Source organism: Zhihengliuella halotolerans (genome assembly GCF_004217565.1).
Classification (GTDB): domain Bacteria; phylum Actinomycetota; class Actinomycetes; order Actinomycetales; family Micrococcaceae; genus Zhihengliuella; species Zhihengliuella halotolerans.
The window spans coordinates 1,951,106-1,973,312 of sequence record NZ_SHLA01000001.1 but is presented as its reverse complement, the minus strand read 5'-3'; the positions used below and the strand labels follow the sequence as shown (position 1 = coordinate 1,973,312).

The 22,207-nt window shown below is 68.9% G+C and carries 29 protein-coding genes; 12 read left to right on the top strand and 17 right to left on the bottom strand.

Annotation, left to right across the window (positions count from 1 at the left end; all coding sequences use genetic code 11):
- Positions 1-12: 12 nt before the first annotated feature.
- The 3 genes from EV380_RS08930 to EV380_RS08920 all read right to left on the bottom strand — a co-directional run bounded on the left by EV380_RS08930 (position 13) and on the right by EV380_RS08920 (position 2,737).
- The gene (locus EV380_RS08930; protein ID WP_130450793.1) at positions 13-693 is read right to left on the bottom strand and encodes a FadR/GntR family transcriptional regulator; all 681 of its coding nucleotides are present in this window, start codon (positions 691-693) and stop codon (positions 13-15) included.
- Complete coding sequence (locus EV380_RS08925) at positions 690-1,997, bottom strand: MFS transporter (protein WP_130450791.1); 1,308 nt, start codon at positions 1,995-1,997, stop codon at positions 690-692. Before EV380_RS08925 ends, EV380_RS08930 begins: the two co-directional genes overlap by 4 nt.
- Positions 1,998-2,065: 68 nt before the next feature.
- The gene (locus EV380_RS08920; protein ID WP_130450789.1) at positions 2,066-2,737 is read right to left on the bottom strand and encodes a DNA alkylation repair protein; all 672 of its coding nucleotides are present in this window, start codon (positions 2,735-2,737) and stop codon (positions 2,066-2,068) included.
- A 203-nt stretch (positions 2,738-2,940) separates the two neighbouring features.
- Between EV380_RS08920 and EV380_RS08915 the strand changes: the two genes are divergently transcribed.
- Genes EV380_RS08915 through EV380_RS08905 form a run of 3 tightly spaced genes read left to right on the top strand, consistent with a single transcriptional unit; the run spans position 2,941 to position 4,444 of the window.
- The gene (locus EV380_RS08915; RefSeq protein ID WP_102158076.1) at positions 2,941-3,216 is read left to right on the top strand and encodes a DUF7218 family protein; all 276 of its coding nucleotides are present in this window, start codon (positions 2,941-2,943) and stop codon (positions 3,214-3,216) included.
- 45 nt (positions 3,217-3,261) lie between these two features.
- Entirely contained in the window at positions 3,262-3,555 is a 294-nt protein-coding gene (locus EV380_RS08910) for a hypothetical protein (protein WP_130450787.1), read from the top strand.
- Positions 3,545-4,444, top strand: a complete 900-nt coding sequence (locus EV380_RS08905; RefSeq protein WP_130450785.1) for an SDR family oxidoreductase — start codon at positions 3,545-3,547, stop codon at positions 4,442-4,444. Before EV380_RS08910 ends, EV380_RS08905 begins: the two co-directional genes overlap by 11 nt.
- Positions 4,445-4,529: 85 nt before the next feature.
- Here the strand turns inward: EV380_RS08905 and EV380_RS08900 are convergent, their stop codons facing one another.
- From EV380_RS08900 to EV380_RS08870, 7 genes are all read right to left on the bottom strand, one after another.
- On the bottom strand, positions 4,530-4,934 hold the full coding sequence (locus tag EV380_RS08900) for a VOC family protein (protein WP_130450783.1): 405 nt from the start codon (positions 4,932-4,934) through the stop codon (positions 4,530-4,532).
- A 69-nt stretch (positions 4,935-5,003) separates the two neighbouring features.
- Positions 5,004-5,429: a DUF1801 domain-containing protein gene (locus EV380_RS08895; RefSeq protein ID WP_146008952.1), complete on the bottom strand. Its 426-nt coding sequence runs from the start codon at positions 5,427-5,429 to the stop codon at positions 5,004-5,006.
- Complete coding sequence (locus EV380_RS08890; RefSeq protein ID WP_165391920.1) at positions 5,410-6,309, bottom strand: AraC family transcriptional regulator; 900 nt, start codon at positions 6,307-6,309, stop codon at positions 5,410-5,412. Before EV380_RS08890 ends, EV380_RS08895 begins: the two co-directional genes overlap by 20 nt.
- Before the next feature lie 4 nt (positions 6,310-6,313).
- The gene (locus EV380_RS08885; protein WP_130450777.1) at positions 6,314-6,799 is read right to left on the bottom strand and encodes a GyrI-like domain-containing protein; all 486 of its coding nucleotides are present in this window, start codon (positions 6,797-6,799) and stop codon (positions 6,314-6,316) included.
- Between the two features lie 84 nt (positions 6,800-6,883).
- On the bottom strand, positions 6,884-7,309 hold the full coding sequence (locus EV380_RS08880; protein WP_207219373.1) for a helix-turn-helix transcriptional regulator: 426 nt from the start codon (positions 7,307-7,309) through the stop codon (positions 6,884-6,886).
- A gap of 107 nt (positions 7,310-7,416) precedes the next feature.
- Positions 7,417-7,611, bottom strand: a complete 195-nt coding sequence (locus EV380_RS08875) for a CsbD family protein (RefSeq protein WP_102158082.1) — start codon at positions 7,609-7,611, stop codon at positions 7,417-7,419.
- Positions 7,612-7,650: 39 nt separating this feature from the next.
- Complete coding sequence (locus EV380_RS08870) at positions 7,651-8,163, bottom strand: Dps family protein (RefSeq protein WP_102158083.1); 513 nt, start codon at positions 8,161-8,163, stop codon at positions 7,651-7,653.
- 142 nt (positions 8,164-8,305) lie between these two features.
- Here EV380_RS08870 and EV380_RS08865 point away from each other — a divergent pair, with 142 nt between their 5' ends.
- The 4 genes from EV380_RS08865 (at position 8,306) to EV380_RS08850 (ending at position 11,464) form a co-directional block, all read left to right on the top strand.
- Positions 8,306-8,806 carry a DUF6328 family protein gene (locus EV380_RS08865; protein WP_219717553.1) on the top strand — a complete coding sequence of 167 codons (501 nt, stop codon included), beginning with the start codon at positions 8,306-8,308 and terminating at the stop codon, positions 8,804-8,806.
- Between the two features lie 101 nt (positions 8,807-8,907).
- A complete protein-coding gene (locus tag EV380_RS08860; protein WP_130450775.1) occupies positions 8,908-9,633 on the top strand; it encodes an FMN reductase in 726 nt (241 codons plus the stop codon).
- Positions 9,634-9,875: 242 nt separating this feature from the next.
- The gene (gene hpaH / locus EV380_RS08855; protein ID WP_130450773.1) at positions 9,876-10,661 is read left to right on the top strand and encodes a 2-oxo-hept-4-ene-1,7-dioate hydratase; all 786 of its coding nucleotides are present in this window, start codon (positions 9,876-9,878) and stop codon (positions 10,659-10,661) included.
- Positions 10,646-11,464: an HpcH/HpaI aldolase family protein gene (locus tag EV380_RS08850; RefSeq protein ID WP_130450771.1), complete on the top strand. Its 819-nt coding sequence runs from the start codon at positions 10,646-10,648 to the stop codon at positions 11,462-11,464. The genes hpaH and EV380_RS08850 overlap by 16 nt, the downstream gene beginning before the upstream one ends.
- Positions 11,465-11,500: 36 nt before the next feature.
- Here EV380_RS08850 and EV380_RS08845 read toward each other — a convergent pair whose 3' ends face one another.
- Positions 11,501-12,649, bottom strand: a complete 1,149-nt coding sequence (locus EV380_RS08845; protein ID WP_130450769.1) for a glycosyltransferase family 4 protein — start codon at positions 12,647-12,649, stop codon at positions 11,501-11,503.
- 123 nt (positions 12,650-12,772) lie between these two features.
- Between EV380_RS08845 and EV380_RS08840 the strand changes: the two genes are divergently transcribed.
- The 3 genes from EV380_RS08840 (at position 12,773) to EV380_RS08830 (ending at position 16,153) form a co-directional block, all read left to right on the top strand.
- Positions 12,773-13,513, top strand: a complete 741-nt coding sequence (locus EV380_RS08840; RefSeq protein WP_242607725.1) for a sulfite exporter TauE/SafE family protein — start codon at positions 12,773-12,775, stop codon at positions 13,511-13,513.
- Between the two features lie 74 nt (positions 13,514-13,587).
- Positions 13,588-14,907 (top strand): cell division protein PerM, encoded by a 1,320-nt coding sequence (locus tag EV380_RS08835; protein ID WP_102158106.1) that lies wholly within the window; start codon positions 13,588-13,590, stop codon positions 14,905-14,907.
- A 67-nt stretch (positions 14,908-14,974) separates the two neighbouring features.
- Positions 14,975-16,153, top strand: a complete 1,179-nt coding sequence (locus EV380_RS08830; RefSeq protein WP_130450767.1) for a hypothetical protein — start codon at positions 14,975-14,977, stop codon at positions 16,151-16,153.
- A gap of 1 nt (position 16,154) precedes the next feature.
- Here the strand turns inward: EV380_RS08830 and EV380_RS08825 are convergent, their stop codons facing one another.
- Entirely contained in the window at positions 16,155-16,724 is a 570-nt protein-coding gene (locus EV380_RS08825; RefSeq protein ID WP_102158107.1) for a DinB family protein, read from the bottom strand.
- A gap of 31 nt (positions 16,725-16,755) precedes the next feature.
- Here EV380_RS08825 and purN point away from each other — a divergent pair, with 31 nt between their 5' ends.
- Positions 16,756-17,325 carry a phosphoribosylglycinamide formyltransferase gene (gene purN / locus EV380_RS08820; protein ID WP_130450765.1) on the top strand — a complete coding sequence of 190 codons (570 nt, stop codon included), beginning with the start codon at positions 16,756-16,758 and terminating at the stop codon, positions 17,323-17,325.
- A 28-nt stretch (positions 17,326-17,353) separates the two neighbouring features.
- Here the strand turns inward: purN and EV380_RS08815 are convergent, their stop codons facing one another.
- Entirely contained in the window at positions 17,354-17,908 is a 555-nt protein-coding gene (locus EV380_RS08815; RefSeq protein WP_130450763.1) for a GNAT family N-acetyltransferase, read from the bottom strand.
- Between the two features lie 158 nt (positions 17,909-18,066).
- On the opposite strand from EV380_RS08815, the gene EV380_RS08810 reads away from it, so the two are divergent.
- Entirely contained in the window at positions 18,067-18,519 is a 453-nt protein-coding gene (locus tag EV380_RS08810) for a DUF1801 domain-containing protein (RefSeq protein ID WP_341272766.1), read from the top strand.
- Positions 18,520-18,525: 6 nt separating this feature from the next.
- Here the strand turns inward: EV380_RS08810 and EV380_RS08805 are convergent, their stop codons facing one another.
- The 4 genes from EV380_RS08805 to EV380_RS08790 are packed head-to-tail and all read right to left on the bottom strand — an operon-like array spanning position 18,526 to position 22,168.
- Positions 18,526-19,338, bottom strand: coding sequence for an SDR family NAD(P)-dependent oxidoreductase (locus EV380_RS08805; protein WP_207219371.1), 813 nt, complete (start codon positions 19,336-19,338; stop codon positions 18,526-18,528).
- Positions 19,339-19,396: 58 nt separating this feature from the next.
- Positions 19,397-19,669 carry a ketohydroxyglutarate aldolase gene (locus EV380_RS08800; protein WP_130450758.1) on the bottom strand — a complete coding sequence of 91 codons (273 nt, stop codon included), beginning with the start codon at positions 19,667-19,669 and terminating at the stop codon, positions 19,397-19,399.
- Between the two features lie 52 nt (positions 19,670-19,721).
- Complete coding sequence (locus tag EV380_RS08795) at positions 19,722-20,759, bottom strand: CNNM domain-containing protein (RefSeq protein WP_102158093.1); 1,038 nt, start codon at positions 20,757-20,759, stop codon at positions 19,722-19,724.
- On the bottom strand, positions 20,756-22,168 hold the full coding sequence (locus EV380_RS08790) for a hemolysin family protein (protein WP_130450756.1): 1,413 nt from the start codon (positions 22,166-22,168) through the stop codon (positions 20,756-20,758). The genes EV380_RS08795 and EV380_RS08790 overlap by 4 nt, the downstream gene beginning before the upstream one ends.
- Positions 22,169-22,207: the final 39 nt, after the last annotated feature.

Below are 22,207 nucleotides of genomic sequence, written 5' to 3'. Positions count from 1 at the left end.
CTTCCGGCCGACCTAGCGGGCCGGCACCCAACCCATGCAGTAGTCCAGATTGGCGATGACCGTGCGCACGGCGGCGTCGGCGTCTCCCGCGGCGATCGCGTCGACGAGGTCGTCGTGGCCGGCGGTCAGGCAGCCGTCGAAGCCGTCCTCGAGCCGCTGGACCATCTTGGTCCCGTGGAAGACATCCCCGAAGCTGTCGTAGAGCTCGAACAGCAGCAGGTTCCCGGACGCCTCCGCGACCCGCAGGTGGAACGCCCAGTCAGCGGCCGACCACGCTTCGAAGTCCCGGGCGGCCCATGCCGCGCACCGCTGCTGCAGCAGGGAGCGCAGCTCCGAGACGACGGCGGCATCCGCCGCGCGGGCGGCGAGCCGCGCCGTCTGGGTGTCGAGCGCGAAGCGCGCCTGCAGCACGTCCTCGTCCGAATGCTCGCGGTAGACCCGCTGCGCCGTGCCGCTGATCTCGCTCGTGGCCCGGACGTACGTCCCGTCCCCGCGCAGCACCTCGAGCACGCCCGTGTGGGCCAGCGCCTTCACCGCCTCGCGCAGGGTGCCGCGGGAGACTCCGAACTCGGTGACGAGTTCGTGCTCCGGAGGGATGCGTTCGCCGACCGTCCAGCGCCCGGAGGCGACGGCGTCGCGCAGGCGGGAAACGACCTCGCCGGCCAGCGGCGGGCGTAGCGAGGATGTGCTCATTTGCTCTCCTCGACGACAGCGACCAGAGGGATCGGGGCGGTCGCAGGACGTGAGCGCCCGTAGTTGCTGATCCGGTAGCCGAGCACGAACTGCACCAGAGTGAGCGTCACCAGGATGATCAACGGGATCGTCCAGGACCCGAGCGCGCCCTGCAGCAGGCCGAGGCCGAACGGTCCGGCGGCCGCGATGAAGTAGCCCACGGACTGGGCGAGCGTGGAGAGCGCCGTCGTCTCGCTGGCGCTCTCGCCGCTGCGGCTGATCATGAGCATGAGCAGCGGGAACAGACCGAGGCCCAGCCCGGTCAGGATCGCCGGGACAACCGAGTACTCGACGGGCAGCACGAGCAGGGTCGTGAAGCCCGCGACGGAGCACGTGCAGGTGATGAGGAATGCCGAGCGCAGCAGGCGCGGCTTCGAGGCCATCCAGAGCATGAGCAGGACGGTGGGGATGCTGACCGCCTGCACGAGCCCCAGCATGAAACCGGCGGTGGCGGCGTCGAGCCCGCGGGAGATGAGCATGTGCGGCAGCCAGCTCAGCAGCGTGTAGACCAGCAGGGCCTGCACCGAGAAGAGGGACGTGAACAGCAGGCCCTTGCGGGTCGCGAGCATCGGCCACGGCGAGACGTGCGGCTGAGCCGGGCCGGCACCGCGGCGGCCCGCGAACGCCAGCGGGAGGAAGAGCACGAGCGCCAGCACCGCCGGGACCGCCCAGGCGGCCAGTCCCAGTGTGGGGGAGCCGAGGCGTTCGGCGATCGGCACGCTGAGTGCGGCCGCCGTCGTCGCACCGACCGACATCGTCACGCTGTAGGTCGCCGTCATGGACGCGGTCCGGTGCCGGTGGTACTCGCGAATGAACGCGGGCATCGTCACGTTGCACACGGCCAGGCCGGACATGCCGAGCACCGTCCCGGCGAGCACCAGCCACGTCGATTCGAACGCGCGCACCGCGAGCCCGAGCGTGAGCATGGTCAGCGCGAGCGCGAGCGCCCACTCGAGGCCGGTGCGCTTGACGAGCCACGCGGTCCCTGCCCCGGCGAAGGCGAAGCACAGCACGGGGATCGTGGGCAGCAGCGCGGCCACGAGCGTCCCGTAGCCCAGCATGACCTCCAGGTCATGGAAGAGGGGAGCTGCCGAGGCGATCGCGGCGCGCAGGTTCAGGCCGACCAGCACGACGGCGGTGATCGCCAGCAGCCCCGTCAGCCACCGCGGGCGGCGGGTCGTGCCACTGGTCGGCTCGACCGCGATCGTTGCGGCGCTGCCGGAAGCCGTCGGCCCGGGAGGTTGCTGCGTTGCCTCAGAAGTCATGCCTAAACATTAGACGTTTGATGTTTGAGGGCGCGAATTTCGTGATCGACGGCACCGCGGGGCGGGCGTCAGTCCTGTTCGCGGCGCCGGACGATTTCGTTGATCCACGCCGGGGCGAACGGCGACGTGCAGCCCGGCGGCGTCGGATAGTCCTTGAGGACGCCGAGGCGCTCCCCGATGTCCAGCGCGCGGGCCCGCTGCCGCTCGTGCTCGATGCCGATCTGGGCTAGGCAGGTGTTCATGGCCCACTGCAGGCGGGCGGGTGCCTCGCGCATCTCCGACTCGATGGTGTCCAGCAGGCCGGAAAGGTCGAGTCCGTCGGGGTCCTTCGCGACGCGCTCCGCGGTGAGTGCCCAGCCGGCGCTCGCGACCACCGGGTCCGCGTCGTCCGTCCAGGCCGTGCGCAGCTCCTCGGCGTGCGTGCTCTTCTTGACCACGTAGTTCACGAGCCAGTCGTGGACCTTGGGCGCCCGCGCCGCGCGCAGCATGGTGTCCAGCTCGTCGCGGGTGAACTCCTTGGGGCGGCAGATCAGCAGCGCCAGCAGGCGGGCCGCGGTGTCGTCGGTGGCCCACAGTTCGGTCGCGAGCGGCTGCTGCTTTTTCAGGCGCTTGGCGACGGCCCGCAGCTTCGTCAGATTGACCCCGTGGTCGTCGCCGCGCTTCTCGTTCGCCTCCCGCATCTTCGGGTCCGCGTGTCCGGCTAGTTCAGCCATGACCTCGTCGAGTTCCGTCTGTCCCATCTCGTCCTCCTCTGGCCAGTTTGCTGGTGCCAGCTTATGCCCGGACGCCGGGCGGCGTACGTGCGCTTTCCGCCGCAGTTGAAGCCGCCTGTGTTGATACTGAAAGCGCGCGGTCGAGTCCCTGAAAACGTTCGCCGTCCCATTGACGAGGGAACCGGAGGCCTGCCTACTCTGGGCCTACCGACGAGATCCGGAGGTGGGACATGCCGAAGGAAGAGCGGGACGATACCCCGCAGATCAAGGACGACGAACTCTACGAGGAGCTCCGCGACGACGGTGCCTCCAAGCAGAAGGCCGCACGCATCGCCAACGCGGCCGCCCGCGACGGCCGATCCGCCGTGGGGGAACGTGGAGGAGAGTCGGGAAGCTACGAGGACTGGACGGTCGAGGAGCTCAAGGATCGCGCCCGCGAAATCGGCGTGACCGGCTACTCGGACATGCGCAAGGACGATCTCATCGACGCGCTCCGCAACTCGTAGCGCTGTCGCCACACACGCCGAACCTCAACCGACGGAGGAAGCATGATGAGCACAGATCCTTACATCGAACCGGACGACGACGAGCCCGGCGCACCGCCGCTCGACGGACGCGACTCCCAGCCGGGAACCGGCGGATCCCAGGACGAGCCCTCCACGCTCGACGAGGAGGATCCGCTGCGAGACGCACTGGACCCGATCGACGGCGACCTGCTGCTGCCGCCGCCCATCCCGGACACCCCGCGACCGGACCCGGACGAACTGCCCGACGGTTCCGGCGAAGAAACAGCGCGCGGTGCCGAAGGACCCAACGACGAAGAGGAGCGATTCGATGCCGGATGAGACGACGACCGACCTCAACAACCCCGTCACCAAGTACCCGAAGCTCTCCCCTCCCCAGCAGGACCAGCCGGAACCCGGGCTCGACGCGAAGCTCGAGCCGCGGGCTGACCTCGGCGAGAAAAGCTACCAAGGTTCGGGCCGGCTGGCGGGACGAAAGGCCCTGATCACGGGCGGTGACTCAGGCATCGGCGCGGCGGTCGCCATCGCCTACGCCCGGGAAGGCGCCGACGTCGCCATCGCCTACCTCCCGGCCGAAGAAGAGGACGCCCGCCACGTCCTCGAGCAGATCGACGCTGCGGGTCGCACCGGGGTCGGACTCCCGGGCGACCTGCTGGATCTCGACTACCGGGGCCGGCTCGTGGACGATGCGGTCGAGGCCCTCGGGGGACTCGACATCCTCGTCAACAACGCAGGCAAGCAGATCTTCGCCGAGCAGTTGGAGGACCTCGACGACGACCAGGTCGAGCAGACCTTCCAGGTCAACATCATGGCGATGTTCACGCTCTCGCGCGCCGCGCTGAAGCACCTTCCGGCCGGCGGGGCCATCATCAACACGACGTCGATCCAGGCCTACGAGCCCTCGGCTCACCTGCTCGACTATGCGACGACCAAGGCGGCCATCAACGCCTTCACGAAGGGGCTGGCCGAGCAGCTCGGCCCGCGCGGCATCCGCGTGAACGCGGTCGCACCGGGGCCGATCTGGACGCCGCTCCAGGTCTCGGACGGGCAGCCGAAGGAGCGCTTGCCGACCTTCGGCCACGACGTCCCGCTCGGGCGGGCCGGGCAGCCGGCCGAGCTGGCGGCGGCCTACGTCTTCCTCGCGAGCGAGGACGCCAGCTACGTCCTGGGCGAGACCCTCAACGTGAACGGCGGCAAGGCGTCCCCGTAAGCCCTACCTCGCCCCCTCCCGCAGAAACAAGGGCCGTCCCCCACGTTGTCGATGCGTGGGAGGCGGCCCTTGGCGTGGCGGGGGATCAGCCCTGTTCGATGCGGACGAGGTTGCCGGCGGGGTCGCGAACGGCGCCGTCGCGCACGCCCCAGGGCTGATCGGCAGGTTCCTGCACGATTTCAGCGCCTGGCGTCTCGGCAATGCGAGTGAAGGTCTCCGCGAGGTCGTCGGATCGAAGGTGGATGCTTCCGAGCTCACCCTTGGCCAGGAGCGCGGCGATCGCGTCTCCACTCTCCTGCGACCGGCCGGCCCGCGGGTGAAAGAGGACCAGCTTGACGTCGGGCTGAGCCGCGGAGACGAGGGTGATGTAGCGGAAGCCGTCGTTCTCCACCTCGAACCCGATGTTCAGTCCCAGCGCGTCTCGGTAGAAGGCGAGGGCGGCGTCGGCGTCGTCTGCGTATACATGGACCTGACTCAATGAAATGTTCATGTTCTGAACGCTACGGGGCCTACCGCGTGGGCGCTTCTCCAGAACTGCTCGGTTTCCGCGGCGTCGAGTTCAGCGTCGGGAAGAGGGATAAGCGAGCGCCATCTCAACGAACCGTTTCAGTGGTTCACGTGGCAGGGGCTGGTCGACGTGAAGCAGGATGGCACGGTTCTTCGAGTACTGGAGTTCCGGATACAGACGGCGAAATGTGCTGATCAGGGAGGTCCCGCAGTGAACCAAGACGGCGATTTCGGATTCGCTGGGCGTGCCCAAACGTACGGCTGTGCCCTTGCCGGGCCTGAGGGCTGCGTAACTCGGCTGCCCCCACTTCACCGTCTCGGTCAGGCGATCACCATCCTCGAAGGTCGCCGCCGTGGCGAAGATGAGGGATCTCAACTCCAGCAGCACAGCGCGGGGAGCTTCCGAGTAGGAGTCGAAGATCGCGCGAATGTCCTCATCCATCGGAGGCGCGGCTGTCCTACTGTTCTTTTCTGGCACGTGCGGGCACCTCCAGTGGCAACCACATTTCTGTCTGGAGGTCATCGGGGGCCGTATCGCGCGGCAGATCGACGTAGCGCTCGATCACGGGTCGATCAGCCAGAGCATATCCACTGTGAGGGACCCAGCAGCCGAAGAGCCAGTCGTATTTCGCCGGCATATCGGCGTAGGTGCCGTGGTGGGGGAGAACGGCGTAAATTCCGCCGCCCAACGTGAATGGTTGGAGATCGGCGGCTCCCGGAGAGAGGGGATTCGGTGGCCCCACGAATTCCGGTGGGCGCCGGTAGCAGGCCAGTGACCGCAGGTCCTTTTCCGGTGTTCGACTCGGATCGCTGAAGAAGACACCGAAGAGCTCTTGGTCTTCAACCGCCATCCCGTGCGCCGCGTACCAGGCTTCGAGATCGCGAAACGCTTCGTCGATGCGAATGTAGGGGCCGCGATGAGCGACGGCGAAACACTCGATTTCCGGGGTGTGCCGGACGTCTACGGAGAATGCATGGGGGTCAAGGTTCATGCTGGCTCGTCTGAACGGCGCATGCGAGCCAATCTTCCGATAGCGAGCCGGAGGCATCCCGAAAGCGGATGTGAAGACCCGGGTGAACGAGGCGACGTTAGGGTATCCGCACGTTTGGGCGACCTCGGCAATTGGGGCGTCCGTATTCGCCAGTGCGAAGGCGGCGCGTTGCAGACGCAGGCGCTTGACGAATGAGGCGAGCGTCTCCCCGTAGGCTGCCGTGAAGACGCGGTGCCAGTGTTTGGGGGAAAGGCCCGCTACCTCCGCCAGACGGATGAGATCGAGTGGCTCGTCCAAGTGTTCGGCGACGTGGGTGACGACGGCGTCGAACCGCTCTTCGTAGTCAATCCATCCGCTTCTCTGCATGGCGCTAGTGACAGCTCCCTTCTCCATTGCGGGGCTCTCTGAGCCCGAGGTTGACGCTGGCTTCGCCGTCTTCCGTGTACACCTCGTATTCGCAGATGAACGTTTTCGCCGAGTCGTCGAAGGCCCAAGCCTGTTGCCAGGCCTCGACGATTCGAGTGCTGTCGTTTTCTGGTGCGTCGAATGCGGCACGTCGCGACGATGGAATCGAGAATAGTCCCCATCCGGGCGGGGCTGGTGAACCAGGATCCACCGAGACTCCGATGACGAAGGAAAACCAACCTTCGTTGTTGATGCCGGAGTTTTCGAGATTCGTGTAAACCGCGTAGACGTCCGCGGATATACGTCCGGGAATGCTGGCCATCAGGTCCGAGTCGATGACCTCTCGCCACAGGGCTGGGATGTCTTCAGCTGCTCGTTTGCCGTCAGTGCGGATGTGGCGGCCGAGGATCGTCAGCGGCGGATTGGTATGGATTCGCGGTTCGTCACTCATGAACCCACAGTAGATCGACACGACTTTGCAATTTGGGCTGCGCGCCGGGCTGCGAAGCAGGCCGGGCGGTTCGGTCCCACACGCCTATGCGGGGGAGGCAGGCTTCCGCGGACGCGAGATCGCCATGACCTGGCAGACCCGCAGGTCCTGCATAGCGGTATGGTCCCGGTCCCGGTAGGCGCTGGGGGATTCTCCGACGAGCTGGGTGAATTTCGAGGAGAACGAGCCGAGGCTCATCGCGCCGACGGCGAAGCACACGTCCGTGACGGACATGTCGCCGCGGCGGAGCAGTGCCTTGGCGCGCTCGATGCGTCGGGTCATCAGATACGAGTAGGGGGTCTCGCCGTAGGCCTCGCGGAAGCGGCGGCTGAAGTGGGCCGGGGACATGAACGCCGTTCTGGCGAGCGCTGGCACATCGAGGGGTTGCGCGAAGTCCCGGTCCATCCGATCCCGTGCGCGCCGCAGCCGCCTGAACTCGTCGAGGCGTTCCTCGGACATCGGAGTGGCCATGGGTTCATTATGTCCCCTCGGCGCCGTGGCGGCGAGGCCTGAATTCGCAGATAGACGCACGTCAGCGCCCCGCCGGTGGCGGGGCGCTGACGGACGGAACTGCGGGATTACTTCTTGAAGTGCTCGGTTGCCGACTTGGCGGCGTCGGAGATCTTCTCGCCCGCCTGCTTCAGGCCGGCCTCCGCCTGGTCCTTGAGGCCTTCGGCCTTCAGCTCGTCGTCGTTGGTGGCGTCGCCGGCGGACTCCTTGGCCTTGCCGGAGAGCTCCTGGGCCTTGTTCGAGATCTTGTCTGAGAACGACATGTCTTCCTCCTGTTGGTGGTTTTCCGGGTGGTCTTGTGGTCAGTCGCTGAGTTCGCCGGCGTCGTTCTCGAGGTGGCTGCGCATGAACCACTGGAAGAGCTCGAGCTTGCCGGTCTGGGCGATCAGCATGTCCTCGGTGATCGGGTCGATCTCCGCGACGACGCCAATAACGTCGCGCTGCGAGGAGATGACTCCGTTATAGACGTGGTCCAACGCGGCGAGGTGCTCCTGTGTACTGCCGCGTCCGACGTCGTAGTCATCCCATTCACGCGTGGCGACAAGGGCGCCCGGCAGCCCGTTCGGCGGGACGCCCAGGGTCGCCATGCGCTCGGCGATCTCGTCGACGAAGCCGCGGACGAGCTCGATCTGCGGGTCGAGCATCTCGTGCACCGAGATGAATCCGCGCCCGACGACGTTCCAGTGGGCGTGCTTGAGGGTGAGCTGCAGGTCGTTGAGGGTGTGCAGCCGCTCCTGCAGGGCGGCGCCGACGCGATGCCCGTCCTCGAGCGAAAGGCCCGGGACGGTGAAGCGGGAGTCGTTGGTTTCTGCCATCTGTACCCTCCTGATGCGTGACAAATGCTGACAACCGCCACGCTAGCGCCGCAGGCCGTGAGTGGCTAGTGGGCTGGGAGGATTCCCAGATTCTAGTCAGCCTCTGTTCACCTTCGCGGATTCGAGGACTAAAGTTCGCCGTATGACGGGACCGAAATCCCGCCGCGAATTCGGCGCGAGCGGGAGTTACGAGCGGGACGAGAGCGATGCCGAGCGGTTCGACAGGAACTGGATCGAGCTGCTCCAGGAGCTGCGCGTCATGCAGATGGGAACGCAGATCATGACCGCATTCCTCATGACGCTCCCGTTCCATTCGGCCTTCGGCGACCTGAGCGACTTCCAGGTCGTCGTCTACGTCGTGCTGCTGGTCTCGGCCGCGCTCGTGACCGGGCTGCTCATGGTGCCGGTGGCCATCCATCGTCGGTTCTTTCAGCGCCGGGTCAAGCAGCGCACCGTCCGCTACGGGCATCGCGTGGTGCGGATTTCGACCCTGGCGGTCGGGCTCGTCATCAGCCTCGCCGTGTTCTTCGTCGTCGATGTGGCGCTGCATCGCACGGCCGCCCTCTGGATCGGCGGCGGCGTGCTGCTTGCCGGCCTCTTCATGCTGCTCGTCCTGCCGATGATGCTGCGCCCCCGCTCCTAGCGGGGCGTGCACTGCCCCGGGAATATCCGATCCGCCTCCGCGGTTTTATATGCAAACGCATAAATCGACGGCGGCCCCGGCCGCCAAGAGAGGAGTCGGCCATGGGAGCCAGCAGCGCAGCCGCCAACACCAACGCAGCCGCCATCAGGAACATCGTCGTGGTCTCGGGCGGGCTGGGGGTCCCCTCGACGAGCCGCATGCTCGGCGACCGGATCGCCGAGGCCGCCGCGCAGTCGGTCGAAGCACTCGGCGGGAACGCGCGCGTCGACGTCGTCGAACTGCGCGAATACGCCGGCGACATCGCCAACGCCATGGTTTCGCGCTACGCGAGCCCGCGCCTCCAAGCCGCGATCGACGTGGTGACCGACGCCGACGCGCTCGTCGCCGTGAGCCCCGTCTTCACCGCGTCCGTCTCCGGGCTCTTCAAGTCCTTCCTGGACGTGCTCGATCCGAGCGCTCTGGCCGGCATGCCCGTCGTCCTGGCCGCCACGGGCGGCTCGGCCCGGCACTCGCTCGTGATCGACTACGCCCTGCGGCCCGTCTTCGCCTATCTCAAGGCCGACGTGATGCCCACCGGCGTCTTCGCCGCCCCCGGCGACTGGGGCGGGGAGGGTGAATCCGGGAACGACGGCGACGCACTCACCTCCCGCACCCGTCGCGCCGGGCGCGAGCTGGGGCTCGCGCTCACCGCCGGTGCGACCGGAGGCCCGGCAGGCGCGGTGCCCGGGGCGAACGTCGGCGCGAACAGCGCCGAAGCTGCGGGCATGACGTCGATGCCGTTCGAGGATCTGCTCGCGAGCATCAACGGCAACCGCGTTCGAGTCTGAGGCCCCGACGCCGGATGCCGCGGGATCGCTGGACCTGACAGGTCTCGCTCCCGGTCCTTGACGCGGGGCGACCGCGCGTTGACGCTGCGCGCAGCGGACGGCGGAGAACCCCCGGCGGCGGGCCGCCGTCGTCGTCGCGCGTTAGCATGGTCACATCGGAGCGGCCGGCCCCCAGGGGCGGGCCGCGACTGTGACAGCCCGCCGGACCCCGGCGGATTCGCGACGTGGCGGAAGGCGCATGCATGCTCAGTGACGAGACCATTACCGAGATCGCGGACGAACTCGTCGCGGCCGGGAAGAACCGGACACCGGTCAAGCGACTCACAGCCCGCTATCCGGAGATGACCATCGAGGACTCCTACCGCGTGCAGAACCTGTGGCGGAAGCGCAGCGAGGAGGACGGTCGCCGGCTCGCGGGCCGCAAGATCGGCCTGACCTCCCGCGCCATGCAGATGGCCACGGGCATCACCGAGCCCGACTACGGCATCATCTTCGACGACATGATCCACGAGACCGGCGTCGAGATCACATGGGCCGACTACACGCACCCGCGCGTCGAGGTCGAGCTCGCGTTCAAACTCGGCCGCGACATCACCGGCCCGAACGCCACGATCTTCGACGTCTTCGATGCGACCGACTACGTGGTGCCTGCCCTCGAGATCCTCGATTCCAGGATCGAGATGGAGGGGCGCACGATCGTCGACACCATCTCCGACAACGCGGCCATGGGCTCCATGGTCATCGGCGGCAACCCGGTGCGGCCGAACGACGTCGACCTGCGCTGGGTCTCCGCGATCCTGTTCAAGAACCAGATTGTCGAGGAGACGGGCGTCGGCGCCGGGGTGCTCAACCACCCGGCCTCCGGTGTGCACTGGCTCGCCAACAAGATCGCCCCGCACGGCGACGGGCTCAAGGCCGGCGAGATCATTCTGGCCGGTTCCTTCACGCGACCCATGTGGGTGCACGAGGGCGACACCGTGCTCGCCGACTACGGCCAGCTGGGGACGGTGGCATGTCGTTTCGTCTAGAGCCGCCGAAGTCCTTCAAGGATCTGTTCGCCGGTGAACCTTCCACCGGCCGTCCCGTCGCCGGGATGTTCGTGTGCTCCGGCGACGCCGGAGCGGCCGAGATCTGCGCAGGGTCCGGTCTCGACTACGTGCTCATCGACGCCGAGCACGGCCCCGTCAATCTCGAATCCGTCCTGGCTCAGCTGCGCGCGGTCGCCGGCTACGACTGCGTCTCGGTGGTCCGCGTCCCGTTCAACGACCCCGTGCTCATCAAGCAGTTCCTCGATCTGGGTGCCCAGTCCCTGATCGTGCCCATGGTCAACACGGCCGACGACGCCGCGGCCGCCGTCTCGGCCGTCCGCTATGCGCCCGCCGGCGTGCGCGGGGTCGGCTCCGCGCTGGCCCGCTCGGCCCGTTGGAACCGCGTGCCGGACTATCTGGCGCGCGCCGACGAGTTCATCACGCTGCTCGTGCAGATCGAGTCAGCCGAGGCCGTGGCCAACGCGGCCCAGATCGCCGCGGTGGACGGGATCGACGGCGTCTTCATCGGTCCGTCCGACCTCGCCGCGACGATGGACCTGCTCGGCCAGCAGGACCACCCCGACGTCGTCGCGGCGGTCAAGCGGACCATCGCCGACGTCAAGGCGGCGGGCAAGATCGTGGGAGTCAACGCGTTCGTCGAGTCGCAGGCGCGTGAGTACATCGCCTCCGGTGCCGACTTTGTGAACGTGGGGGCCGACGTCGCGATCCTGGCCCGCGGCTCCGAAGCCCTCGCCGCGAAGTACATCGGCGACGACTCCGGCACGGGGCCGGCCAGCTACTAGGCGGCCGGTAGTCGCAGAGGTGGACTGCCATGCCCGCTAGACGCGGGCGCCCGCCGTCGCGATCGCGGACCGGTAGTGCCCGAGCAGCTCGTCGCACAGTACGGGCCACGTCCGGCCCTGGACCGAGGCCCAGGCTGCCGACGCGAACGCCTGGCGCTTGGCGTCGTCGTACGCGAGGTCCGTGACGTGGCCGCGCAGGTCGGCGAGCCTCCCAGGCGCGTATAGCCAGCCGGTGCGGGAGTTGTCGACGAGGTCGAGCGGTCCGCCGCGGCCGACGGCGACGACCGGCACCGCGCAGGCCATGGCCTCCTGGATCGTCTGGCAGAAGGTCTCGGACTCGCCCGGGTGGACGAAGATGTCCAGACTCGCGACCATCTCGCCCAGCTCGTCGCCCCCGAGGAACCCGGCGAAGTACGCGCCCGGCAGCAACTCCTGGAGCTGCGCCTTGAGCGGTCCCGAGCCGACGATCACGAGGCGCGTGTCCGGCAGGTCGGCCAGTACCGCGAGGTCCTCCACCTGCTTCTCCGCGGCGAGGCGCCCGACGAACCCGATGAGGCGCTCGCCGTTCGGCGCCAGGCGGCGGCGTAGCTCGCCCGAACGCCGCGCCGGGGCGAAGCGCTCCGTGTCCACCCCGCGGCGCCACATCCGCAGCCGGGGGACCCCCGCGCTGGCCAGCTGGGCCATCGAGTAGCTGCTCGGCGTCAGGTTGATCGTCGAGGCCGCGTGCATTGTGCGCACGTGGTTCCAGAGCAGCTGTTCGAGCCATGGGGCGCCGTAGCGCTGGGCGTAGGCGGGGATCTCCGTCTGAAAGACCGAGACCGTCGGCAGCCCCAGCTGGTTCGCGGCCTGGATGGCCCGCCAGCCCAGCACGAATGGGCTGGCGACGTGCACGACGTCGGGAGAGACCCGCTCGAGCAGGCGGCGCACCCGGCTCACGGTGCCCGCGGCGACCCGCACGTTCGGGTAGCCGGAGAGCGGCAGCGCCGGCAGCGCGTGCACTTCGAAGCCCTCGACGACGGCGGGCGCCTGCTCGGCTGCCCAGGCGGGGCCGGCCCAGCTCGTCGCGGGGGCCACGACGACGGCCTCGTGACCCTCGCGGCGCAGGTGCCTCAGCAGCTGCAGCACGGAGTTGGTCACGCCATTCATGTGTGGAAGGAACGATTCTGCAATCACAGCGATCTTCACGCTTCAAGCGTCGCGCCCGCCGGTGGCGCGCGGGTGAACACCCCCGGAGGCGGCGGTGAACACTTCGCGAGCACATTACCGACCGTCTGGCCGGTCTGCCGTACGCTTGCTCGGGTGGACGCGATGATTTTGACGATGACGCTGGTGCTCGTGGTGGTCGGCGCCGTCGCCCAACGTGTCGCCGGGCTCGGCTTCGCGATGCTCGTGGCCCCATTCCTGGTGCTCCTGCTCGGCCCGCACCACGGCGTCTTCGTCGTCAACGTGTGCGGGATGATCTCGAGCCTGCTCATCATCCCGCGCGTCTGGCGCGACATCGACTGGTCCATGTTCCGCTGGCTGACCCCCGCCGCGCTCGCCGGCACGATCCCCGGCGCGCTCATCGCCGCCGCCCTGCCCGCCGGGCCGTTGTCCCTGGTCATCGGCGCGGTCGTGCTCGCCGCGCTCGTCCTGTCGCTGCTGCTCAGCCGGGCCGACGTCGTCGTGACCGGCAGGCCAGTGCGCGTGGCGGCAGGCGTGCTCTCCGGGTTGACCAACGCGATGGCGGGCGTCGGCGGCCCCGCCGTGAGCGCCTACGCGGTGCTCGCCCGCTGGCCCCAGCGGCCGTTCGCGGCGACACTGCAGCCGTTCTTCGCGGCCATGGGTGCCGCCGTCATCATCACCAAACTGATCCTCGATCCCACCCAGGCACCGGAGATCGGCTGGTGGGTGTGGGCGGCGATCACCGTGGCGATCGTCGCGGGCATCTTCGGCGGCGAGTGGGTGCAGCGCTACGTCTCCGACCGCAGCGCCCGCATCTTCGTCCTCTTCGTCGCGTTCGTCGGCGCGTTCACCGCGCTCGGCAAGGGCCTGGCCGACGTGCTCTGAACCGTCGTCGTGTGGTGCGCTTCGCCCGAGTCGTTCGGCCCCGCCGCGCACTGCAGGTGGCACGATTGGAGACGATGAACAAGCCGAGCCTGAACGAACGCGCGCGCACCGTCCTGCGCGAGGGCATCCCCATGCCCTTGTGGCTCCAGGGCGCCTTCGAGCTCCTCCAGAGCGCGATCATCTCCTCGCTGCTCGTCGTGATCCCGCTGGTCGCCGTCTGGTTCGCCGGCGGATTCGAGGACCTGAAGCTGGACGATCTCTTCCGGCTCTGCGGGCAGGCGTGGCTGCTCATGCACGGGGTCCCGCTGCATTTGAGCCTCGAGGACGACGGCGGTGCGGCCCTCGCCGGCACGCTCTCGCTCACGCCGCTCGGCCTGGCGCTCGTGCCGTTCCTGCTCTCGTGGCGGGCCGGACGGCGCATCGCCCGGGCCTCCTACGCAGACCAGCTCTGGCAGGGACTCGCAGGGGCGCTCGGCGCGTATGCGCTGTTCGGGCTCCTCGTGGGTTTCGTCGCTCCGACGGCGGAGGTCGCGATCGGATTGGCGAGCGCGGGCCTCATCCCGCTGGTCGTGGCCGGGGCCGGCGTCGTCATCGGGTGCCGGCGGGAGGCCGGCTCGTGGGCGCGGCTCGTCGGCGTGAACCTCGTGGACTGGATCGCCACCACCAGCCAGCACGCCCGGTGGGCCGGTTCCTACGCATGGGCCGTCGTCCGCGCCGGCGTACTCGGATACTTCGCCTCCCTGCTGTTCGCGTGCCTCGTGCTCGCGGCCAGCCTCGGCACGCGCTGGGCCGAGATGTCGAACGTCTACCAGCAGCTGAGCACGGGCGTGATCGGCGGCATCCTGCTCACGATCGGTCAGCTCGGCCTCATCCCCAACTTCGCCTTCTTCGCCCTCGCCTGGGTCAGCGGCGGCGGCTTCAGCCTGGGCGCCGGATCCACGCTGAGCACCCTCGAGACCACGGTCGGGCCGCTCCCCGCGGTGCCCCTGCTCGCCGCGCTGCCGACCGGCGACGTGCTCTCCTCTGCGTGGATGTTCATGGCACTGCCGGTCGTGGCTGGCTTCCTCGCCGGCTGGTGGTTCGTGCGCGAGGGCGAGGATCACCTCGACGACTGGTGCGCCCTGAAGGTGCCGTACCGGTGGCTCTCGCTCGCGATCTCGACGCTTCTGTTGGGCGCCTTCGTGGGAGCGGGGGCGGGCCTGCTGTCCATGGTTGGCAGCTGGATCTCGATGGGCTCGCTCGGGCTCGGACGCCTGACCGAGATCGGGCCGGACCTCTGGATGACCGCCGCGTTCCTGGGGGCCGAGGTCGCCGTCGGCACGATGCTGGGCACGCTTTCGGGCCCGCTGCTCGTCCCCGACCCGGTCTTGGACGACGACCACGGGCGCTCCTGACGCACGCCTCCGCGGCGTGCCACGATGGGCACGGACGACAACGCACACCGACGGGAGGGAGCCGGACATGCCGACCGAAGACCGCCGCGGGGCCTCCAGCACGCCGGGACGGGGCAACGGGGCGCAGGCCCTCGTCGAGTCGCGCGCGCTCATCGCCGGCGGGCTCGCGGCGCTGTTCGCGCTCGTCGTCGGGTTGGTCGGGTTCGAGGGCTACCGTCCGTCCCTGGCCGGGGACCGTTCCGTCGCCGTCTTCGCGGCGGTCACGTCCGGGATCGCCGCCGGCGCGGGCTTCGTGGCCGGCTACCTGCAGACGATCCGCGGCACGCACTCCTGGCTCTCGGCCCGGCCCCTGGCCCGGCAGATCGTGGACGGGGCGGCCCTCGTGGTGGTGCACGCGTCGATCGCCGTCATGTCTTCGCTCGTGGTCTTCCGCATTTTTCAGGACGCTTTCTTCGGCCTGACCGTGGACTCCTACGCTGGTGGCGTGATGCTGGCCATTGCCGCGGGCATCGCCGCGTACGCCTCCTACGATTCGGGCGCGCGGATCAATGCCTCGACCATCGCCCTGCTGCTGGCCGGCTTCATGGCCTCCGGCATGCTGGTGAGTATGCTCGCGGCGGAGAACCCGCTGTGGTGGCACATCATGTTCAGCGAGCTCGGCACCGGTACCGCGGGCCAGACCTCGTTCTGGACGTTCAACACCACGATCACGACCTCGGGCGTCATCCTCACGACGCTCTCCGCCTTCGTCACGCGCGACCTCAAACTCTGGGCCGACGCGCTCGACCGGCGTGACGAGGCCCTCGGCCGCGCCCGGCGCCGGTTCCTGCGCCCCCGGGCCGCGGTGGTTCGCTGGAGCCTCATCGGCATCGGGTTCTGCATGATGGGCATCGGGCTGGTCACGCTGCACGCCTCCGAACCGGTGCACACGTTCTTCGTGCGGCTGCTGACCGCGATCCTGCTCGTGCTGCTGCTGGGCATCCCGCTGTGGGCGCCCGGCTACCCGCGGGCGTTCTACGTGTTCACCTACGGCGCGGTCGTCCTGCTCGCCGGCGCCGCGTACCTGTGGTTCCCCCTGCGGTACTACAACCTCACCGCGCTCGAGCTCGCCGCCGCCGGCATCGTCTTCAGCTGGCTGGTGGTCTTCATCCGGAACACGACGGCGGTCACCGGCACCGCCGCCGCGCCCGGCCACGAGGAGACCCAGCCCGTGAACGGGGCGACCCCGCCCGAGCCGGCGTCGTAGCTCAGGCCAGCTCGAGGTCGTGCAGGTGGTGCGCGATGTCGTGCCAGGCGTAGCGGGAGAGCGTTTCGACGGTGAATTCGGAGCCGTTGCTACGCAGCCCCCGGCGGCCGATGTCCCGGGCCAGGACCGAGTCGAAGGCATCCGCGAGACCCCGCCCGGCCGAGGCCAGCTGGATCGCGACCGTGCGCGGATCCTGCTCGAGGTACCGGTCCTCGCGCGCCGTCGCATCCTGGTCCCAGTCCGGGAACGTCGGCACGTCCTCGCGCAGCATCAGGTCGAGGCGGTAGTGCATGATCCGGAAGACGTCCCGCACGTGGGCCGCGTACTCCAACGGCGACCAGGTGTTCGGCTCGGGCCGCGTGCGCAGCGCCGCGTCGTCGTCGGACGTGTCGATCAGCAGTTCGCGCCAGGCCGGCAGGCAGTCGCGGATCGCCGCGGCCACGTCCTGCGGAGACATCGCGGAGACGTCTGCACCGCACTCGGGGCAGGTCTCGGCGAGGACCCAGGTCCAGTCCTTGGAGTCCGGCACCCAGCCGGCGTTCTCGGCGGTGTTCTCTTCACGCGTGCTCATGGTGGAAGCGTAGCCCGATAAGCTGGTGCGCATGCGAATCGTGGCTTTAGTCTCCGGCACAGGATCCAACCTCCAGGCCGTCATCGACGCCGTCGCGGCGGGCCGCCTCGACATCGAGATCGCGGCCGTCGGAGCCGACCGGCCGGGAACGAAGGGGCTGGAGCGCTCCGCGGCCGCCGGCATCGAGACGTTCGAGGTGAACTTCAAGGATTACGCCGACCGCGGCGAGTGGAATCATGCGCTGACGGCCAAGTGCCTGTCCTACGAACCCGACTACGTGGTCTCCAGCGGTTTCATGCGCATCGTCGGCGAGGAGTTCATCGACGCTTTCGACGGCACCTACCTGAACACGCATCCGGCCCTGCTGCCGGCGTTCCCGGGCGCCCACGGCGTCCGCGACGCCCTCGCCTACGGCGTGAAGATCACCGGCTGCACGGTGCACATCGCCGACGCCGGCGTCGACACGGGCCCTATCCTCGCCCAGCGCGCTGTCGAGGTGCTCGAGGACGACACCGAGGACTCTCTGCACGAGCGGATCAAGGTCCAGGAACGGGAGCTCCTCATCGAGGTCCTGGCGGAGCTGGCTGCACGTAGGGCCTAGGCTCGCACGGCCGTCGTCTCGGGCGCGGCTACGGGCGCACTGCGGCGTAGAGGAGCATGTCGCGGCGGACGCCGCCGATCTTCTGGTAGCTGCGCAGCATGCCCTCGGCGGCGAATCCCGCCCGTTCCGCTGTCCTGATCGAGCCGATGTTCCAAGGCTCGATGTACAACGCGATCCGGTGCAGCTCCTCGATAGTCCAGGCGAAGCCCACGAGTGCAACGAGCGCGGCCGTGGCGTGGCCTTTGCCGCGGGCCGCGGGAGTGACGGCGTAGCCGGCGCTCGCCCGGCCCGCCGAGAGCTCCTTGAGCCACAGACCGCAATGGCCGACGGCCGTGCCCGTTGTGGACTCTGCGATGGTGAAGGAGAAGCCCGCATTGTCCACGTACCGCTGCTGCTGTCGGCGGACCCAGGCCAGCGCTTCCGCATCGTCCGCGGAAGGGGTCAGCGTGCCGATGGAGACGACGTAGGGGTCGGTCGAGAGCTCGCGGGCCATGGCGGCGTCGTCGTCGCGCACGGGGCGCAGCAGCACGGCGCCGCACGCGGGCGGCACCTCCGGCCAGGGCGGAAACGGCGGGGACGTCATGACCCCATTGTGCGGTGCGGCGAGACCGGCGGCAACGTAGCGTCGTTCGACGGGGCTGTCCGGCTCGCAAGCGCGAGTGGATGGCGATCAGTGCTTCCAAGGGCTCGGCCCTGGGCCTACGCTGGGTAGGACCGGACAACGAAAAGAGGCTGGACGCCATGCAGACTGTTCCGACTGAGGTCGATCCGCGCTCCTTTGTCGCGGACGTCGAACATCCCGTCCGGCGAGCGGATGCGGAGGTGCTGCTCGAACTCTTCGCCGACGTCACCGGCCAGGAGCCGGTGATGTGGGGGCCGAGCATCATCGGATTCGGCGCCTACCACTACCGCTACGCGTCGGGGCGCGAGGGGGACGCCCCCGCCGTCGGGTTCTCCCCACGGAAGTCCAACCTGGCGCTCTACGTCCTGATGCCGGGGGAGCGATGCGCGGGGTTCCTGGCCCGTCTCGGCAAGCACAAGCGGAGCGTGGCGTGCCTGTATGTGAACAAGCTGGCCGACATCGACATCGACGTGCTCCGCGAGCTCATGGCCGAAAGCTACCAGTACACGATGACCGTCATGCACCAGGAACCCGGCAGCGGCGGCGTGACGAGCCGGGCTCAGCCCCGCTGAGGCTGTCTACCCCATGCGGATCACGTTGCCGGTGACCCGCCGGCCCGCCTCCGAAACGAGGAACGCGGCCAGATCGCCGACCTCCTCCGGTGCGGCGACTGAGAAGAAGTTCCGGTCCGCGGCCACGGCCTCGCGGACCGTGTCGTTGACCCAGCCGGTGTCGGTCACTGGTGGGTGAATGGCGTTGGCGGTGACCCCGAACGCACTGAGCTCGAGGCTCGCCGCCAACGTGTAGTTGACGAGGGCCGCCTTCGCCGCCCCGTAGGAGACCTCGCCGGGGAAGCCCTTCTCCCCGCCGGAGGTGAGTGAGATGATGCGCCCCCAGTCGCCGCCGCGGGCCTGGAGGCGGGCAGCGAACTCGGCGATCATGAGGGCGCCGGCACGGGCGTCGACGGCGAACTGGCGGTCGTAGGTCTCCGCCGAGACCCGGTGCAGGAGACGGCCCGCCCAGTCGGCGTCGGCGTCGACGAACGTGTCCTGGAGCGACGCCGTCGCATTGTTCACGACGACGTCGACCCCGCCCCAGCGGGCCTCGGCGGCGTCGAAGAGACGCGGAATCGCCGCCGCATCACTCAGGTCGGCCTCGACGGCAGCGGCCTGCCCGCCGCGTTCATGGATGCGGGCGACGACGTCGTCCCCGTCGCTCGCGTGGAAGCGGCGCAGGGCCTCGGGCTCGTGCTCGGGCGCCTCCAGCCGCAGGTACGTGATCAGGACCGAGCACCCCTCGGCGGCGAGCCGCTCGGCGATGGCGGCCCCGATGCCGTGATTGGCCCCGGTGACGATGGCGACGCGGCCGGGCGCGGCCGTGCTCTGGTGCACGTGTTGCTCCTTCGGGGACGGCACGCGCCGTCGGATCCTCGCTGCTGCTGGCTGGTGGCTACTGAACGTCGGAATCGGGCGGGGCGATCCGGATCGACCGCTCGGCATCGACCGAGGCGACGCCCTCGATGCTGGCGAATGCGACGCGGCAGTCCCCGCCGGCGCTGCCGCAGACGATTCCGAGGGTCTTCAGGACGCGGTCGACTCGCAGCCCCGCTGATTCCAGCGCGGCCGTCACGTCGCCGATCTGCGCCCGGTACTTCTCCTCGACGGTGACGATCCATTCGACGTCACCGGGAGGCGTTCCCTCGTTCGTCTGCTCTTCGCCCACGGGGCCAGCGTACCGCCGCCGGCCCGGCGCGTGTAGGCCCCGGGGCGAAGCGTCAGGCGATACGCGGGCGTGGACCTGACGGATCGCCGTGGGGCAGCACGCGCTTGACGATGTCGGTCAGGCTGACCACTCCGATGAACCGGCCCTCTGAGAGCACGGCCACGAGTTGCTCGCTCTCGCGGCGAACCGCAGCCAGCGCCTCGTAGACCGGAGTGTCCGCGTCCAGCGTGAAGGCCGGACGGACCAGCTCGCGGACCGGGCGGTCCGCCGGTTCGAGCAGGGTGTCGCGCACGTGCAGCAGACCGGGCGCGCCGGAGCTGTCGCCGTCCACGAGGATCCGCATGTGCCCCGAGGTCGCGGCAGCGTCCTGCACGTCGGAGACGACGGCGGTGGCCGGCACCTTGGTCGGGCGTGCACCCGGCGCGATGAGGTCCGCGACTGTCAGGTCTTTGAGACTGATGACGTCGGCGAGGTGGCTGCCGAACTCCCGGTCGAGGGCGCCCGCCGAGGCGGACTGCTCGACAAGTTGGCGGATGGTCTCGATGTCCTGGCCGCCGACGGCGGCGCGCTCCACGGGCGTGACTCCGGTGGCGCGGACGAGCCGATTGGCGATGGCGTTCACCCAGAGCAGGAGCGGGCGCAGCGGCCAGATGAATCCGCGGGCCGGCAACCCGATGAGCTTCGCCGACGTTTCCGGGTGCGCGATGGCCCAGGACTTCGGCGCCATTTCGCCGACAACGAGGTGCAGGAAGGTGACCAGCAGCAAGGAGAGGCCGAACGCCGTGCCGTCGGCGAGCTGACCGGGCAGCCCCCAGGAGAGCAGGATGGGTCCGAGCCAGGCGTCGATGGCCGGTTTGGTGACGGCGCCGAGGGCGAACGTGCACGCGGTGATGCCGAGTTGGGCACCGGCGAGCATGATGGTCAGCTCGTTGACGCCGCGCAGGGCGGCACGAGCGGACCGGCTGGTCGGAGCCTCGGCTTCCAAACGGTGGTGCCGGGCGCTCAGGAGCGCGAACTCGATGATGACGAAGAAGGCGCTCAGGACGATGAGGGCCGTCGTCACCAGCGTGACGATCATAGGGCTGTTCATTCCTGTGCCTCGCTGCTCTGGGTCGACGACTCCTGGTTGTTCCGCCCGGTTGCGGATTCGTCGACTTCGACGAGCCGCGCTGACAGCCGGTCCGGCACATGGCGCGCCACGGAGAGAACGTCGACCTCCAGCGTGCGCCGGAGCGGGGTCTCCGAGACGAAGTCGCCGGGCTCCGGCTGAAGCTCGACGGACACCGTCGACCCGGGCACGGGCAGGCGGCCGACGACGGCGATCAGGAGGCCCGCAACCGTCTCGTAGTCGCCGACCGGTACGTCGTGCCCGATAGCCCGTTCGAGTTCGTCGATATGAACCTCACCGGTCAACTGCCATGAGCGTCGATCCGCGTCGGCCTCAATCGAGACGGCCGGGGAGACATCATGCTCATCGGTGATCTCCCCGACGAGCTCTTCCGCCAGATCCTCGACGGTCAGGACGCCCACGAAGCCGCCGTGCTCGTCGATGACGCACGCCAGTTCATTGCGGGAGTCGACCAGCTGGGCCAGTGCGTCCGGCAGCGACATCAAAGTCGGCAGCACGAGCGCGGGACGCATGAGGTCGCCGGCCGTGGTGCCGTCGTCGACAGAGGCCTGCAGGACGTCGTCCAGATGGACGACCCCGACCGGCTCGTCGTCGGCGATCACGGGGTACCGGGAGTGCGCATCCGCCATGAGGGCCTTGACCTCTGCGAGGGTCGTCTCCGGGGCCACGAGTCCCGTCTGGGCGCGGGGGATCATCGCATGCTCGATGTCGCGATCCGGGAAGTCGAGGATGCGGTCGATCAGGACGGAGAGCTCCTCCGGGAGGTCCCCGCTGTCCCGGGAATCGGCGATGATCTGCTCGAGGTCCTCGGCGGTGGCCGTGGTGTCGACGTCGTGCACCGGCTCGATGCGGAACAGCCGCAGGAGCGCATTCGCCGACCAGTCGAAGACCGTGATGAGCCAGCCGAACACGGTGAGGTAGACGAGTGTCGATCCGGCCAGACGACGGGCGAGGGGCTCCGGGTCCGCGATGGCCAGATTCTTCGGGTACAGCTCGCCGAAGATCATCTGCACGATCGTCGCGACGGCGAGTGCGAGGACGGTGCCGACGGAGATGCTGACGGCTGCCGGCACTCCGACCCCGCCGAGCAGTTCGCCGAGGGAGCGGCCGATGAGCGGCTCCGCGACGTAGCCGATCATCAGGCCAGTCACCGTGATGCCGAGCTGCGCGCCGGAGAGCATGAACGAGGTGCGCCGGGTGACCTTCAGGGCGCGTCCTGCGACCTTGTCACCGGAGGCCGCGCGGGAGGCCAGACGTGACCGGTCGACGGACATGTAGGCGAACTCCTGGGCCACGAAGTAGCCGTTCGCCGCGATGATCGCCGACATGACGACAACGCCGAGCAGGAGGATCAGGAGTGGTTCAAGCACCGCGTCTCACCCCCGATCGGGGAGGACGTGCGGACGAGT

Coding starts and splice junctions, on each gene's coding strand:
- EV380_RS08930 (WP_130450793.1), bottom strand. CDS start 693: ATGAGCACATCCTCGCTACGCCCGCCGCTGGCCGGCGAGGTCGTTTCC.
- EV380_RS08925 (WP_130450791.1), bottom strand. CDS start 1,997: ATGACTTCTGAGGCAACGCAGCAACCTCCCGGGCCGACGGCTTCCGGC.
- EV380_RS08920 (WP_130450789.1), bottom strand. CDS start 2,737: ATGGGACAGACGGAACTCGACGAGGTCATGGCTGAACTAGCCGGACAC.
- EV380_RS08915 (WP_102158076.1), top strand. CDS start 2,941: ATGCCGAAGGAAGAGCGGGACGATACCCCGCAGATCAAGGACGACGAA.
- EV380_RS08910 (WP_130450787.1), top strand. CDS start 3,262: ATGAGCACAGATCCTTACATCGAACCGGACGACGACGAGCCCGGCGCA.
- EV380_RS08905 (WP_130450785.1), top strand. CDS start 3,545: ATGCCGGATGAGACGACGACCGACCTCAACAACCCCGTCACCAAGTAC.
- EV380_RS08900 (WP_130450783.1), bottom strand. CDS start 4,934: ATGAACATTTCATTGAGTCAGGTCCATGTATACGCAGACGACGCCGAC.
- EV380_RS08890 (WP_165391920.1), bottom strand. CDS start 6,309: ATGCAGAGAAGCGGATGGATTGACTACGAAGAGCGGTTCGACGCCGTC.
- EV380_RS08885 (WP_130450777.1), bottom strand. CDS start 6,799: ATGAGTGACGAACCGCGAATCCATACCAATCCGCCGCTGACGATCCTC.
- EV380_RS08880 (WP_207219373.1), bottom strand. CDS start 7,309: ATGGCCACTCCGATGTCCGAGGAACGCCTCGACGAGTTCAGGCGGCTG.
- EV380_RS08875 (WP_102158082.1), bottom strand. CDS start 7,611: ATGTCGTTCTCAGACAAGATCTCGAACAAGGCCCAGGAGCTCTCCGGC.
- EV380_RS08870 (WP_102158083.1), bottom strand. CDS start 8,163: ATGGCAGAAACCAACGACTCCCGCTTCACCGTCCCGGGCCTTTCGCTC.
- EV380_RS08865 (WP_219717553.1), top strand. CDS start 8,306: ATGACGGGACCGAAATCCCGCCGCGAATTCGGCGCGAGCGGGAGTTAC.
- EV380_RS08860 (WP_130450775.1), top strand. CDS start 8,908: ATGGGAGCCAGCAGCGCAGCCGCCAACACCAACGCAGCCGCCATCAGG.
- hpaH (WP_130450773.1), top strand. CDS start 9,876: ATGCTCAGTGACGAGACCATTACCGAGATCGCGGACGAACTCGTCGCG.
- EV380_RS08850 (WP_130450771.1), top strand. CDS start 10,646: ATGTCGTTTCGTCTAGAGCCGCCGAAGTCCTTCAAGGATCTGTTCGCC.
- EV380_RS08840 (WP_242607725.1), top strand. CDS start 12,773: ATGATTTTGACGATGACGCTGGTGCTCGTGGTGGTCGGCGCCGTCGCC.
- EV380_RS08835 (WP_102158106.1), top strand. CDS start 13,588: ATGAACAAGCCGAGCCTGAACGAACGCGCGCGCACCGTCCTGCGCGAG.
- EV380_RS08830 (WP_130450767.1), top strand. CDS start 14,975: ATGCCGACCGAAGACCGCCGCGGGGCCTCCAGCACGCCGGGACGGGGC.
- EV380_RS08825 (WP_102158107.1), bottom strand. CDS start 16,724: ATGAGCACGCGTGAAGAGAACACCGCCGAGAACGCCGGCTGGGTGCCG.
- purN (WP_130450765.1), top strand. CDS start 16,756: ATGCGAATCGTGGCTTTAGTCTCCGGCACAGGATCCAACCTCCAGGCC.
- EV380_RS08815 (WP_130450763.1), bottom strand. CDS start 17,908: ATGACGTCCCCGCCGTTTCCGCCCTGGCCGGAGGTGCCGCCCGCGTGC.
- EV380_RS08810 (WP_341272766.1), top strand. CDS start 18,067: ATGCAGACTGTTCCGACTGAGGTCGATCCGCGCTCCTTTGTCGCGGAC.
- EV380_RS08795 (WP_102158093.1), bottom strand. CDS start 20,759: ATGAACAGCCCTATGATCGTCACGCTGGTGACGACGGCCCTCATCGTC.